The organism is Amycolatopsis sp. NPDC102389, from assembly GCF_044765885.1.
GTDB lineage: Bacteria > Actinomycetota > Actinomycetes > Mycobacteriales > Pseudonocardiaceae > Amycolatopsis.
This window is the reverse complement of record NZ_JBIWKX010000047.1, coordinates 47,143-61,074: the sequence shown is the minus strand read 5'-3', so window position 1 is coordinate 61,074 and position 13,932 is coordinate 47,143. Positions and strand designations below refer to the sequence as shown.

12 protein-coding genes and 2 tRNA genes are annotated in these 13,932 nt (G+C 68.3%); 7 read left to right on the top strand and 7 right to left on the bottom strand.

The window, feature by feature from the left end; all coding sequences use genetic code 11:
- Window positions 1–452: 452 nt before the first annotated feature.
- Window positions 453–1,400, bottom strand: a complete 948-nt coding sequence (locus ACIRGA_RS31045; RefSeq protein ID WP_400947632.1) for a hypothetical protein — start codon at window positions 1,398–1,400, stop codon at window positions 453–455.
- 83 nt (window positions 1,401–1,483) lie between these two features.
- Here ACIRGA_RS31045 and ACIRGA_RS31040 point away from each other — a divergent pair, with 83 nt between their 5' ends.
- Complete coding sequence (locus ACIRGA_RS31040) at window positions 1,484–2,809, top strand: tyrosine-type recombinase/integrase (RefSeq protein WP_400947629.1); 1,326 nt, start codon at window positions 1,484–1,486, stop codon at window positions 2,807–2,809.
- Window positions 2,810–2,923: 114 nt separating this feature from the next.
- Here the strand turns inward: ACIRGA_RS31040 and ACIRGA_RS31035 are convergent.
- Window positions 2,924–2,996, bottom strand: a tRNA-Lys gene (locus ACIRGA_RS31035).
- 195 nt (window positions 2,997–3,191) lie between these two features.
- Between ACIRGA_RS31035 and ACIRGA_RS31030 the strand changes: the two genes are divergently transcribed.
- Window positions 3,192–4,412 carry an Ig-like domain-containing protein gene (locus tag ACIRGA_RS31030; RefSeq protein WP_400947626.1) on the top strand — a complete coding sequence of 407 codons (1,221 nt, stop codon included), beginning with the start codon at window positions 3,192–3,194 and terminating at the stop codon, window positions 4,410–4,412.
- Between the two features lie 249 nt (window positions 4,413–4,661).
- On the opposite strand, the gene ACIRGA_RS31025 is transcribed toward ACIRGA_RS31030, so the two are convergent.
- A tRNA-His gene (locus tag ACIRGA_RS31025) sits at window positions 4,662–4,737 on the bottom strand.
- Between the two features lie 77 nt (window positions 4,738–4,814).
- Complete coding sequence (orn, locus tag ACIRGA_RS31020; protein ID WP_125786885.1) at window positions 4,815–5,423, bottom strand: oligoribonuclease; 609 nt, start codon at window positions 5,421–5,423, stop codon at window positions 4,815–4,817.
- Between the two features lie 112 nt (window positions 5,424–5,535).
- Here orn and ACIRGA_RS31015 point away from each other — a divergent pair, with 112 nt between their 5' ends.
- A complete protein-coding gene (locus tag ACIRGA_RS31015; RefSeq protein ID WP_400947623.1) occupies window positions 5,536–7,062 on the top strand; it encodes a helicase HerA-like domain-containing protein in 1,527 nt (508 codons plus the stop codon).
- A gap of 47 nt (window positions 7,063–7,109) precedes the next feature.
- Window positions 7,110–7,487, top strand: coding sequence for a DUF3224 domain-containing protein (locus ACIRGA_RS31010; protein ID WP_400947621.1), 378 nt, complete (start codon window positions 7,110–7,112; stop codon window positions 7,485–7,487).
- Window positions 7,488–7,588: 101 nt separating this feature from the next.
- Here the strand turns inward: ACIRGA_RS31010 and ACIRGA_RS31005 are convergent, their stop codons facing one another.
- The 3 genes from ACIRGA_RS31005 to ACIRGA_RS30995 form a co-directional block, all read right to left on the bottom strand.
- Entirely contained in the window at window positions 7,589–8,533 is a 945-nt protein-coding gene (locus tag ACIRGA_RS31005; protein WP_400947618.1) for a S1C family serine protease, read from the bottom strand.
- A 65-nt stretch (window positions 8,534–8,598) separates the two neighbouring features.
- Entirely contained in the window at window positions 8,599–9,927 is a 1,329-nt protein-coding gene (locus ACIRGA_RS31000; RefSeq protein WP_400947616.1) for a M20 family metallopeptidase, read from the bottom strand.
- On the bottom strand, window positions 9,924–10,694 hold the full coding sequence (locus ACIRGA_RS30995; protein ID WP_400947613.1) for a class I SAM-dependent methyltransferase: 771 nt from the start codon (window positions 10,692–10,694) through the stop codon (window positions 9,924–9,926). Before ACIRGA_RS30995 ends, ACIRGA_RS31000 begins: the two co-directional genes overlap by 4 nt.
- A gap of 141 nt (window positions 10,695–10,835) precedes the next feature.
- On the opposite strand from ACIRGA_RS30995, the gene ACIRGA_RS30990 reads away from it, so the two are divergent.
- Genes ACIRGA_RS30990 through ACIRGA_RS30980 form a run of 3 tightly spaced genes read left to right on the top strand, consistent with a single transcriptional unit; the run spans window position 10,836 to window position 13,810 of the window.
- Window positions 10,836–11,768, top strand: a complete 933-nt coding sequence (locus ACIRGA_RS30990) for a DNA-3-methyladenine glycosylase family protein (protein ID WP_400947611.1) — start codon at window positions 10,836–10,838, stop codon at window positions 11,766–11,768.
- 43 nt (window positions 11,769–11,811) lie between these two features.
- Entirely contained in the window at window positions 11,812–12,525 is a 714-nt protein-coding gene (locus ACIRGA_RS30985) for a M50 family metallopeptidase (protein ID WP_038509213.1), read from the top strand.
- 52 nt (window positions 12,526–12,577) lie between these two features.
- Window positions 12,578–13,810, top strand: coding sequence for an aldehyde dehydrogenase family protein (locus tag ACIRGA_RS30980; protein ID WP_400947609.1), 1,233 nt, complete (start codon window positions 12,578–12,580; stop codon window positions 13,808–13,810).
- The last annotated feature ends 122 nt before the right edge of the window (window positions 13,811–13,932 follow it).

Here is a 13,932-nt window from a genome sequence, read left to right as displayed (position 1 = left end):
TACCAAACACCCCACGAAACCCGCATAAGCTATCGTCAAGATCTCGCCCTCGTGGCATAAAACCCCGGTGTCCGGTTCCCGGGGACAACCTCAGTCGCGCAGGCGGTGAGCGCCATGGCAGCACCTACGGTCGCTGCAGAGAGCGCCAATGCCTTCATCGGGATAGTCCTCGCTGCCGGATTGATCGGTTGCACAGCAGAGGTCGGCCGACAGTGACACAGTGTTACGCGGGTGGCAGTCAGACCCGCAGGTTGTGCTTCGACCGTGATGTCGGTGCCGGCCGACTCGGCGTCCCGGTATCCGAATCGATCGATTCCGGGTTTTAGGAGGAGTCAGGTAGTTACAGCAGTCGACGACCCCAGTGACGGCTCATGGGACGCGGCGCGGATCGGCACCTATTTGGAAGCTGTCGTCGGCCTGGTGAAACGGTCCCGGAGTTGTTATCGCGAGGTTCAGCGGCGGAAGGGACGTCGTGGGTCGCGTGGTTCCATGTTGAGGAAGCATTCGAACCAGGCTTGGGGCCGGTAGTCGCCGATGCCGAGTTCTCGGTTTTGGTGGGTGTCGGGGTCTTCGATGCCGTCGAGTTGTTTGCTGAACAGGGCGAGTATGTCGGTGTCTTGGAACAGTGTGTCGGTGAGCGTGTCCCAGTCGTGGTCGTCGTCGTGTTCTGGCAGATCTGCGTAGCGGCCGGTGAGGCCTGCGCAGTCGTCGTCGACGGCGGCTTCAGCCGAGCGCAGGATGAGGTGCAGCGCCATCTCTTCGGCTGGGCAGTGTGGTTCGGGCCAGTTTCCGGCAGCCAGGTCGCCGCTGAGGTCGTCGAAGGACCGTGCGGCCTGTCGACGCCAGACGGCGTTCTGTCGCCAGGTGATCCTCGGGAACTCGTCGAACACTGACCAGGCACCAGTGTCGCCGACCGGCTCATCGCCATGTTCCAAGACATCGTCGTAAGCCTGATCGGCTAGGACCCCGGCTGATGTCCACAAGGCTGCCGCTGTTCGAGGTGTCACCTGGAACCCGCTGCAGCGATCGCAGTTGTCCGCGTCGCAGGTGCAGAGGGGGAAGAGTTCGGCGAAGTGCGGCCACGCGGAGAGTGGTAGGCCGTCTTCGTCGATCTCGACTACGGACTCTGTGGCTCGGACGAACTCGATGCCGGATCGATCGTCGATCACGGCTCCCGCGTCGACGAACCATTGCGCGGCGGCGACGGCGTTGCCACGGATGTGGTCCTGTTCTTCTTGCCGGACCTGCTCGACGCTGAGGCTGCTGCCGGGGAGGACGGAGAACTGTGCTGTTTCGATGTCGGCGATCGCAGCTTCTTCGAGTGCGTTCTCGTCGGTGATCTCGACGATCGCTTCGACCGTCACCTTGATTCTGCGGCTGCGTCCCTGGGCGCGGGTCATTCGTCCAGGCTATCCCGCGGACAGGTTGTGGTGGTTGAGGACGCGGGGGCGCACGCTTGGGGGTGATCTAGAAGGAGGTCGTGATGAGGCGAGCAGCGGTGTACAAGCGATGCGGTTGCAAGACGCGAGAGGAAGTCGGTGGCGGGCGGTGTCCTCGGTTGGCTGAGCGGGGTCACGGGAGTTGGTATTTCTCGCTGGAGTTGCCGTTTGGCCGGGACGGTCGTCGGCATCGGGTACGTCGTGGCGGCTTCCGGTCCCGTGCGGCCGCGGTTCAAGCACGGGCGTATCTGCTGGGGGCCGATGTGCTTCCGGGGCGGAGCGCGGTGACGGTGGGGCAGTGGTTGGACATATGGCTGGAGATGCGGCAGACCCTGAGTTTCAACACGCGTCGGCTCTACACCCAGCAAGTGAACGACTATCTGAAGCCGTACCTCGGGAGCGTGCCCTTGCGGTCGTTGACGGTGGCGCGCGTCCAAGCGATGTTCGTCGCGTTCGCCCGGGCGAACGCGAAACGACAACGGCCGCTGTCGCCGGCGACGTTCGTGAGGATCAGGGGCACGCTTCATGCGGCATTGAACGGCGCGATCCGGGTGGGATTGATCGAGCGGAATCCGGCGCACCTGGTGGAGCTACCGTCGGGACGGCGCCCACGGGCTGTGGTGTGGACTGATGCACGGGTTGCGCACTGGCGAGCTACCGGCGAGCGTCCACCGGTAGCGGTGTGGACAGCCCGGCAGACGGCGGAGTTTCTGGCGCACGTCCGTGGCCATCCGATGTACGCCTTGTACCTGGCGGTCGCGCTGCTCGGATTGCGGCGCGGTGAGGCGACCGGGCTGCGCTGGTGCGATCTCGACTTGGACGGCGAGGTCGTGGAGATCTCCCACCAGGTCCAGGACCGTAACGGCCACACCGTCGTGTGTCCGCCGAAGACCGAGTCGAGCGTGCGCACCCTGGCGTTGGATCACGTGCTGATCGCGGCGCTGCGGGCACTTCAAGCAGAGCGGCGAGACCACGTAACCGAACCGATCGGGTTCCTGTTCACCAATCGGCACGGCGGGCCGCTCAGTCCTGGCTATGTGACCCACACCTTCAGCCGGCTGGTCGCCGAGGCAGGATTGCCGCCGATCCGGTTGCACGACCTGCGGCACGGCGCGGCCAGCCTGTCGCTGGCCGCGGGCAACGACCTCAAGGTCGTGCAGGCCATGCTCGGGCACTCCAGCATCGTGCTCACCGCCGACACCTACACCAGCGTCCTGCCCTGTCTGGCGCATAGCGCCGCGGAAGCAACGGCGGAGCTGGTACTGGAAGCGGCCCGTAAAGCTGCGACCTCACTGCGAGGCCAAGCAGACAAGAAAGGCGCCCGGCGACGGAAAGGTAGCCACAGCCGAGGCAAGAAGGTCAAGAAATAAAGGGGTGGCGGGTACGGACTCATTCGGCCCCACGCCGGTCCCATCCAAGATCAAAGCCCACCGACAAGATCCTCATGTGGAGAAATCCTGCAGGTGGGCTTCGATTCAGATCTGTGCGCCATCAGGGACTCGAACCCCGAACCCGCTGGTTAAGAGCCAGCTGCTCTGCCAATTGAGCTAATGGCGCCTGCTTGTTCCGCCGCTTTGGTGTTCCCCTCGGCGACGTGGAAAACATTAACACAGGGTTGCTGGGGCCCGTTTCAGGGGGGTCCCCCAACGACGGACCGGGACGTATTCGGCCATCCGGCCGCGGGCGTTGCGGCCGGTCAGGCAGACTATAGCCAGACGTTGGGGTTGGTACCACGCGAAACGGGCGGTGTGCATGAGGGTCTGGGGAGCGACGGGGCGGTCGCGGGTGGCTTTGGTGGCTTTGGTGGCCGGGTTCACACTCGCCGCGTGCACCAGTACACCGTCGGGTGAAACGCCGTCGCAGGGTGGCGCTCCCGGGGGTTCGCAGCAGAGCGGAGCGCCCGCGCCGGAGTCGAAGCCCGCCGTGGTGACGCTGACCCCGGCACAGGGTGCGGCGAACGTGGCCCCCGGCGAGCCGGTCACGGTGGCTGTCGCCGACGGCAAGGTGGGCGAGGTCAAACTGACCGGCGCCGACGGCAAGGCCGTCGCGGGCAAGCCGAAGGAGGACGGTTCGGGCTGGGAGTCGGCGGAACCGCTCGGCTACGGCAAGAGCTACACCGTCACCGCGGCCGCGACCGGGACCGACGGCAAACCGGTCACCGCGACCTCGACGTTCTCCACGGCCAAGCCGGGCCGTCAGATCGGCGTCTCGATCAACCTGGTCGAGGGGGAGACGGTCGGCGTCGGGCTGCCGTTGATCTTCACCTTCACCGGGAACGTGCCGGACAAGGCGGCGACCGAGAAGGCGCTGAAGATCGTCACCGAGCCGCAGGCCGAGGGCGCGTTCCACTGGTTCGGCGAAAAGACCGTGATGTGGCGGCCCAAGGAGTACTTCAAACCGGGCACGAAGATCTCGGTCAACGCGGCGATCTACGGCAAGAACCTCGGCAACAACACCTTCGGCCGTGAGGACAAGCCCGCCAAGGTGGTCGTCGGCGACAAGCTGGTCGCGACCGCGGACGGCGGCACGCACCAGATGAAGGTCGTGGTGAACGACCAAGAGGTCAAGCAGATGCCGATCTCGATGGGCAAGCCGTCGAGCAGCACCCCGGCCGGGACCTACACGGTGATGAGCGAGCACACCGGGTACACGATGGACTCGAGCACGTACGGCGTCCCGTCGGACAGCAAGGCCGGCTACCGGACGTTCGTGAAGTACGCGGTGCGCATGTCGAACAGCGGCATCTTCTATCACTCGGCGCCGTGGTCGGTCGGTTCGCAGGGCAAGCGGAACGTGAGCCACGGCTGCATCAACCTGTCGACCGAGAACGCGAAGTGGCTGATGGACACTTCGAAGAAGGGCGACATCATCACCGTCACCAACTCGGGCCCGCAGGTGCTGGAGCCGACCGACGGCTGGTCGGTGTGGCAGATGTCGTGGGACGACTGGAAGACCGGCGGCGACCGGAACTGACCCGTTGTCATGAGGGGTCCTGTCAGGACGAAATCCGTCCTGACAGGACCCCTTCGTGCAGTTCGGGTACCCCCGGTTCGCATCGCCACGGCGCTTCCCGCCCGGCACGATCGCCCCGTACGGCACCGATCTGATGGGGGTCCGGGGGCGCAGCCCTCCGGCGGGGGTTCGGGGGCTCGGCCCCCGAAAAAAGGCGAAACCCCAGCCTGTTGGGAAGGGGCCGCAAGGCCCCTGAACAGACTGGGGTGATGGGGTGAGCGACGGGTTTCGAACCCGCGACCTCCTGGACCACAACCAGGTGCTCTACCAGCTGAGCTACGCCCACCATCGCCGGGCTCGGGGAACTCCCCATCACCTCGGCCGCACTATATTAGCGTGCCCGTTTCGGGGGCTCGCAACGGGTTACCGTTGGTGGCGTTCCTGCACTTCAGCGGCCGCGGCCTTGGCCTGTTCGGTGGTCGGGCCGGGCTGCGGGACGAAGGCCGCGCGACGGTAGTAGTCCAGCTCCCAGATGGATTCCTTGATGTCGGCGAGCGCGCGGTGCGCGAGGCCCTTCTCGGGCTTGGCGTAGTAGATCCGCGGGTACCAGCGCCGGACGAGTTCCTTCACCGACGAGACGTCGACCATGCGGTAGTGCAGGTGCGCGTCGAGAAGCGGCATGTCGCGGGTGATGAAGCCGCGGTCGGTGGCGATGGAGTTGCCGGCGAGCGGGGCGACGTTGGCCTCGGGCACGTGCGCGCGGATGTACTCGAGCACGCGCTGCTCGGCTTCTTCCATGGTCACGGTGGAGCGCCGGACCTCTTCGGTGAGGCCGGAGCGGGCGTGCATTTCGCGGACGACCTCCGGCATGCCGTCGAGGGCTTCATCGTCGGCGTGGATGACGATGTCGACGCCTTCACCGAGGACGTTGAGCTCGGCGTCGGTCACCAGCGCGGCTATTTCGATCAACGCGTCCTTGCCGAGGTCGAGCCCCGTCATCTCGCAGTCGATCCAGACTAGGCGGTCGTTCACCCCGGAACCCTAACCCGACCCGGGGATTCGTGGCGCGCGACGTGCGGGTTCGGCGCGTTGCTGGCAGCGTGTGCATCTTCAGGTGAGTCATGTCACAGATCGGGGAGCGACAGTGGCCGAACAGGGTCCAGCCCAGGAGATCGCGCAGGGATATGTGAGCGACGGGGCGGCGGTGGAGCTCGGCGCCGTCGTGATCGACGGCAACGCCGGCGCCGGTGCGGCGGTCCGCCTGCCGCTGGCCACGCTGAACCGGCACGGGCTGGTCGCGGGCGCGACCGGGACCGGCAAGACGAAGACCTTGCAGCTGATCGCCGAACAGCTGTCGGCCGCGGGGGTGCCGGTGGTGCTGGCCGACGTGAAGGGCGACCTGTCGGGGCTCGCCGCGCAGGGCGAGAGCAACGACAAGATCACCAAACGCGCGGAAGAGCTGGGTGACACCTGGGAGCCCGCCGCGTTCCCCGTGCAGTTCCTGTCGGTGGGGACGGGCGGCAAGGGGTCGCCGATCCGGGCGACGATCACGAGTTTCGGCCCGATCCTGTTGTCGAAGGTGCTGGGGCTCAACGAAACCCAGGAGTCGACGCTCGGCCTGATCTTCCACTGGGCCGATCAGCGCGGCTTGGCGCTGCTGGACACGAAGGACCTCCGCTCGGTCATCACGCACCTGACGAGTGACGAGGGCAAGGAGGACCTCAAGGGCATCGGTGGCGTCTCGGCCGCGACGGCCGGGGTGATCCTCCGGGCGCTGTCCAATCTGGAGGCTCAGGGCGGTGAGGACTTCTTCGGAGAGCCCGAGCTGGACGTCCACGACCTGATGCGCGAGGTCGACGGCAAGGCGATGGTGACCTTGCTGGAGCTGGACAACCTGCAGTCGAAGCCCGCGCTGTTCTCGACGTTCCTCATGTGGCTGCTGGCCGAGCTGTTCGAGGAGCTTCCCGAAGAGGGCGACCTCGACAAGCCGAAGCTGGTGTTCTTCTTCGACGAGGCGCACCTGCTGTTCAACGACGCGTCGAAGGCGTTCCTGGAGCGTATCGAGCAGACCGTGAAGCTGATCCGGTCGAAGGGGGTCGGCGTGTTCTTCTGCACGCAGCTCCCGACGGACATCCCGAACAACGTGCTGTCCCAGCTGGGCGCCCGGGTGCAGCACGCGTTGCGCGCGTTCACTCCAGAGGACCAAGCGGCGCTGACGAAGACGGTGAAGACGTACCCGAAGACGAAGCACTACGAGCTGGACTCGGCGCTGACGTCGCTCGGTATCGGCGAAGCGATCGTCACCGTGCTCTCCGAGCGGGGCGCGCCGACGCCGGTCGCGTGGACCCGCTTGCGCGCACCGCGTTCGAAGATGGGCTCCATCGGCGCCGAAGCCATCTCCGCGGCGACGGCGTCTTCGGATCTGCACGCGAAGTACGCCGAGACGATCGACCGTGAATCGGCCTACGAGAAGCTCGCCGCGAAGGTGGCCGCTCCGCCCGCCGGTGAGGCGCCACCTCCCGAGGCCCCCGCTCCGAAACCGGAGAAGGAAGGTCCCGGCATGGTCGAGCAGGCGATGAAGAATCCGGCGCTGAAGTCGTTCCTCCGCTCGGCGGCGAGCGCGCTGGGCAGGGAGGTCACGCGCGGCCTGTTCGGGAATCGGCGGCGGTGAGGAATACCTGACGCGATCTGTCAGGTATGCCCGGCAGACTCGGCGGCATGACCAACACCGCGACAGCGTCGTTCACCGTGGACGGCTGGGATCCCCAAGCCACCGAGAAGGCCGAAGCCACCGAGTTCTCGCGGGTGCGGCTGACCAAGACGTTCACCGGTGACGTCGAAGGCACCAGTGCCGTCGAGATGCTCACGGCGGTGAACGAGACGTCGTCGGCGTACGTCGCCTTCGAGCGGCTGGCGGTTTCGGTCGACGGTCGCAAGGGTGGCTTCGTCCTGCATCACTCGGCGGGGGAGAACGGGCATCACCTGATCGTCTTGCCGGGCTCCGGGCACGGTGAACTGGCCGGCATCACCGGGACCGCCACGATCACCCAGGACGACGCGGGCGACCACACCTTCACTCTCACCTACGAGCTCTGAAAGTCCGTGAAGGCCTCCTTCCCTACCCTGAAGGTAGTGAAGGAGGCCTTCACGGACAGTGCCTGCTGGGCCGCCCCCTGACAGCGGTCCAGACGGCCTGGTCAGCCGACGATCTGCTCGACGATCTTCTTCGCGTCGTTGATGGGGATCGCGAAACCGATGCCGATGCTGCCGGTCGAGGCCGGGTTGTACAGCGCCGAGTTGATGCCGATGACGTTCCCCTGCGCGTCCACCAGTGCCCCGCCGGAGTTGCCCTGGTTGATCGGGGCGTCGGTCTGGATCGCGGTGTAGCTCGGCCCGCCGTCGTTCGTGGTCCTGCTGTAGGGCGAGCGCCGCTCCTGGCCGCTGCTCAACTCGTCGAGTTTGCGGTTCAGCGCGCTCACGATCCCGGTGGTCACGGTGTTCTGCAGCCCGCCGGGCGAGCCGATCGCGACGACCTGCTGGCCGACGGCGAGCTTGCCGGAATCGCCGAGCGAAGCCGCTGTCAGCCCGCTCGCGTCCTTCGCCTGGATCACGGCGATGTCGGCCTTCGTGTCGGCGCCGACCACGCTCGCCTTGTACTGCTTGCCGTCGGACAACGTGACGGTCACGTCGCCCTCGGCGTCCGCGACGACGTGGGCGTTGGTGAGGATGCGCCCGTCCGCCGTCAGGATGACGCCGGAGCCGACGGCCTCACCCTGCGCGGTGGTCACGTTCACCTGCACGACGCTCGGCGTCACCTTCGCGGCGACCCCGCTGACGTCACCCGAAGTGTTGTTCCCGACCAGTTGACCGTTGGCGACCGTGGACGTACCCGTGCCCGACGGCGACGCGGAGCCGAGCCCCACGATCGCCGCTCCGCCGACCCCGCCGACGAGCGCGGCGGCGAGCGCCGTCGCGCTGACGAGGACGGCGACCCGGCCGCCTTTCTTACGCGGCGCGGGCTGCGGCGTGAAGAGCGGATTCGGCGCGGCCTGCCAAGGGGTGTAACCGGGGTACTGCTGCTGGTGTGGCGGCTGGTGCCCACCGGTGGAGGCGGGGCCCGGCCGACTCTCGTTCTCGGTCATGGAACAAGATTCGCGCCCGTACTTGTGAGCCGCCTGTGGAAAACCCCAGGGCTTTCCTGAGAATCTCAGTCGAAGAACGCCGGCACGTCCAACGCGCCGCCCGACGCCTCGAACTCCTCGTGCACCGCGGCGCGGAGTTTCGCGTCGGCCAGGTAGTCGGCGGCCGTCAGCGCCAGCCCCAGCGCGCCGTCGACGACCGCGCGATCGCCGTCGGGCGAACCGGCCGCCGCGGCGAACTCCTTGGTGTGCAAGGCGGTCGTCGGTCCGGCGATGGCGATCATCGGGTGGATGGCGGGCATCCGGTAGGAGAGGTTGCCGAGATCGGTGGACCCGGTGAGGAACTCGGGCACGATCCCCGGCGGCAGCGGTTTGCGGCCGGTGCCGACCTGATGCACCGACCAGCGTCCGGCGAGGGTGGTGTTGAACCGGATCGGCAGATACGCCGGCTGGTCGTCCCACTTCAGTTCGACCCCGCAGCCGGTCATCTCCGCCGCGCCGCGCGCGATCGCCGAAACCCGCTCGGCGAGGTCGCGCAGCGTACCGGGTTGCGCGGACCGGAGATAGAACAGCAGCGCCGCGCGTTCGGGGACGACGTTCGGCCGCGCGCCGCCGTCGGTGAAGACGCCGTGGGCGCGGTCGGTCGAGGGCAGATGCTGCCGAAGCGCCGCGACACCCTGATATGCGGCGACGGCGGCGTCGAGCGCGTTGCGTCCCATGAACGGCTGGGCCGAAGCGTGCGCGCCGACCCCGTGGAACACCATTTCCAGCTGCCGCCTGCCGAGGAACGGGTGCATGGCGATGTCGTGGCTGAACGGATGCAGCATGAGCACGGCGTCGACGTCGTCGAAAATCCCGGCGCGGGCCATGGTCTCCTTGCCGCCACCGCCTTCCTCCGCCGGCGTGCCGATCAGCGAGACCCGGCCGCCCAGCCGTCCGGCGACCGCCGCCGCGCCGAGGAAGCCGCCCGCGCCCGCGGTGCAGATGACGTTGTGCCCGCAGCCGTGGCCGAGCCCGGGAAGCGCGTCGTATTCGGAGAGGACCGCGATATGCGGGCCGGTGCCGGGGGTCGTCGCGACCAGGGCGGTGTCCAGCCCGCCCGCGCCGATCGTCACCTCGTGGCCGTGCCGCCGGAGCAGGTCGCCGAGGGCCTGGACCGAGCGGTGCTCGGCGAAACCCTCTTCGGGGTGAGCGTGCAGGTCTTGGCTCAGCTCCACCAATTCCGCCTCCAGCGCGCGGATCTCGGTGCTGACGGCGTCCCGCGTGGCGGTGTCCGCGCCGTCGTGGGGCGAGCCGAGTGGTTCGGCCGCGGCGACGGCGTCCGCGGTCGCTTCGACCAGCGAACGGAGGTAGCTGTCGTCGGGAGGAATCGGCGAAGCGTGCTCAGAGCGGATCATTTCCGGATGTTAACTCCTAGCTCGCCCGTGACGATCTGCGTGACACCGGAGTACCGCTCGTCGACGTGGTCGAAGCCGCGCCGGAACAGTTTCACCGCGATCTCGCCGCGGTCGAACATCCGCTGCCCGCTCAGCCTGCCGAGGACGGTGTCCGCCAGCCGCATCGGCTGATCGCTGTGCCGGGCGCTGGTCAGCATCACCAGCGAGCCGCCGGGTTTCAGCACGCGGGCGAACGAATCCAGCGCCGCGTCCGGATCGGCGAACATGTGCAGCGCGGCGAAGCAGCAGACGGCGTCCACAGTGGAATCGTCGAGCGGCAGGTCGACGGCGTCGGCGCGCAGATACGTCACCGAAGCGGGAGTGGGCGCGGCGAGTGCCTTCTCCAGCATGGTGACCGAACCGTCGAGCCCGATGGACAACCCGTCCGGACCGACCGCTTCGCCGAAGGCGCGGGTGAACCGGCCGGTGCCGCAGGCGACGTCCAGAGCGACCTGGCCGGGGCGCAGGCCGAGCGCTTCGATCGCGATGCGGACCTCGTCCGCCATGGTCGGGCCGTTCAGTCCTTTCGCGACCCTGCCCAGCGTCGGGCGCCAGTACCGCTCGTAGATCATCGGCACCGCGGAGGTGCGCATCAGCCGCTGCGCGAGTCCGGTCGGCGGCCCGGCCTGGGGGATTTCTCCCAGCAGGTCAAGGAAATCCTTTCCGGTGGCGGTGGGCGTGATGCCCGGCCGCAGCAGGCTTTCGAGACGTTCGCGATGGTCCGGCATGGCTGCTCCCTTCACGGTCCTCACCGGAGAATCTGCCATGACCGGCCCGTTCGCGACATTCCCGCCGCCGCGACCCGAAACTGTCGGTGGCCGTCTCTAACGTCGGAGGGAGTCGCCGTTCCCCAGCCGAAGGAGCCCGAAATGACCGGCTCGATCCTGCAGCACACCGCCACGACCACGCTCCGCATCCCGGTACGCGGTCCGTTCGATCTCGACAAGTCCCTCCGCTTCCTGACCGATTTCCCGCCCGCGTGCCGCCCGGACGCCGCCACCGAACCCGGCACCCTGCGCTTGGCCTTCCCCGCCGAGGCGGGTTGGGAGCACGTCGGTGCGGCCGTCAGACAGAGATCGCCCGGCACGATCGAGGTGGAGGTCTTCGCCGAGGAAGGGCTCGCCGTCGAGGTCGGCGCCCAGGTACGGCGGATCCTCTCGGTGGACGTCGATGGCGTCGGCTACGCCAAGATCGCCACGGCGGATCCGGTGGTACGTCGCCTGCAGCAGGCACAGCCCGGGTTCCGGCCCGTGCTGTTCCATTCTCCCTATGAGGCGGCCTGCTGGGCGATCCTGAGCCACCGGACGCGAATGTCCCAGGCAGCCACGGTGAAACGACGGCTCGCGGAGGAGTTCGGCAGGCCGGTGGACGTAGGCGGGAAGGTCCTCCGGTCGTTCCCCGGGCCGGACGTGCTGGCCGGGCCCGAAGCAAGGCGCGGTCTGCCGGAGGTGAAGGCCGAGCGGTTGCGCGCGGTGGCCAATGCCGCCAAGGACGGCCTGCTCGACGCCGCTTATCTGCGCGCGATGCCGGTGCCGGACGCGTTGCACTGGCTGCAGCGTCTGCCGGGGGTCGGCCCGTTCTCGGCGCAGCTGATCCTCATCCGGGGCGCCGGGCATCCGGATGTCTTCCCCAGTGGCGAGCCCCGGTTGCAGGAGGCCATGCGGGCCGCGTACGACCTGCCGGAGGCACCGCCCGAGGAGCTGGAGGAGCTGTCCGCGGTCTGGCGGCCGTTCCGCAGTTGGGTGGCCTTCGCCCTGCGCAACGCCGGGAGTTTCGCACGCGCGGGATCGGAGGTTCGATGACCGCCTGACACAGGACATATCCGGCCTGTGGTGAGCTGGTGAGGTGAGCTCGTCTCCCGCCGAAACGGTTTCCGACATCGCCCAGTCCACCCCGCCCGGCACGATCACCCTGGTCACCGGTGGTCTCGCCCTGCTCGTGGTGCTCTCGGGCAGGCCTTGGCGGATCGCCCGCAACCTGATCACGCTCGTCCACGAGGCAGGCCACGCGCTGGCGGCGGTGCTGGTCGGACGCCGGCTGCAGGGCATCAAACTGCACTCGGACACCTCCGGCGTCACCGTCTCCCGCGGCAAACCGGAGGGGCCGGGGATGGCCTTCACCGCGCTGGCCGGGTATCCGGCGGCCGCGGTGCTCGGGCTGGTGTTCGCGGGGCTGCTCTCGTCGGACCTGATCACCGTCGTGCTGATCGTGATGGCCCTGATGCTGCTGGGTGTGCTGGTGATGGTGCGCAACACCTACGGGGTGTTCACCGTGATCGCCAGCTCGGTGGTGCTCGGGCTGGTCGCGCTGGTGGCGCCGTCGTGGTTCCAGGCGATCTTCGTCTACCTGCTGACCTGGTTCCTGCTGTTCGGTGGCGTCCGGCCGGTGGTCGAGCTGCAGATCAAGCGGCGCCGGGGCGCGGCGAGGGATTCCGACGCCGACCAGCTCGGCAGGCTCACCGGGATGCCCGCGGTGCTGTGGGTGCTGGTGATGGCCGTGCTGACGGTGAGCTGTCTCTTCGCGGGCGGGTTGTGGCTGCTGGAGCCGACCGTCGCCTGACCGGGGCGGTACGGCAGACTGATGGCTCGTTCCGCGCGGAAGGAGTCAGCAGATGGACGAGGTCGCCAAGGCCGTCGAGGAATGCGCTCGATCGGCGAAACGGGCCGCGCCGTCGCTGGCCGCCGCCTCCGCGGAAGCGATCGACGCCGCGCTGAACGCCATGGCGGACAAGCTCGTCGAGCACGCCGATGTCGTGCTCGAGGCGAACCAGGCCGACATCGCCAAGGCGCGCGAGGACGGGATGAGCGCGGGCCTGCTCGACCGGCTCACCATCACCCCCGAGCGGTTGACCGGCATGGCCGAACAGCTCCGTCTCCTGGCCGGCGCGCCGCATCAGGAGCGTTCCGTCGACGTGTCCACTTTGGACGGTGGGCTGCGGCTGGTGGAGCGCCGCCGTCCCGTCGGCGTGATCGGCGCGAACTACGAGGCACGCCCGAACGTCACGGTCGACGTCGCTTCGCAGCTGGTGAAGTCGCGCAACGGTGGCGTGCTCCGCACGGGCTCCGCCGCGCTCGGCTCGGCCCAGCGCCTGCGCGAGACCGTGATCGCCCCTGCGCTCTCCGAAGCGGGTATCGACCCGGACGTCATCCAGCTGGTCCCACGCGCCGAACGCGAAGCGGCCTCCGCGCTGGTCCGCTTCCCCGCGCTCGTGCCGTTGGTCATCCTGCGCGGCAGCGGTGACAGCACCAGGGCGCTGGCCACCGAGGCGGCCGTCCACGGCGTCCGCACGCTGGCCCACGCCGACGGCGGCGGCGTGCTGTACGTCGACGAAGCGGCCGACACCGACAAGGCGCGTGACCTGGTCTTCAACAGCCTCGACCGGCTCGGCGTCTGCAACCGGCTGAACCTGCTGCTGATCCACGAAGACGCGCACGACCGCGTGTGGCCCGGCATCTCCGGCGCGCTGGCCGAACGCGGTGTCACGCCTTCGCTCGCCCCGCACGAGCACGCCATCGGCTACGAATGGGCGCTCGACTCCGACCGCGAAGCGACCATCACCGTCGCGAAGGTCTCCGGCCTGCCCGAAGCGGCCGAAATCGCCAACGAGCGAACCTCGGGCCTGGCCGCCGGCATCGCGACCGAAAGCAGCGAAGCCGCCGACGCGTTCTTCGACGCGTACACCGGCACCGGCGTCTTCTGGAACGCCCCGACCCGGCTGCTCGACGGCTTCAAGCTCCTCGCCGTCCCCGAGACCGGCATCAACCTGGACAAGGTCCCCGGCCCGCGCGGCCCGGTCACCTACACCGATCTCTACGTGCGGCAGTACGCCGTGCTACCCGCCTGACGCGCGTTGGTCGTGAGTGGCGATTCGGGTTAGTAACCCCAACGCCCCGCACCCCCCCCCCGGGGGGTGGGAAAGTGCCGTGGAATGCCCCCCCGGGGGGGAGCGCCCCCGCCCCGTGGGCC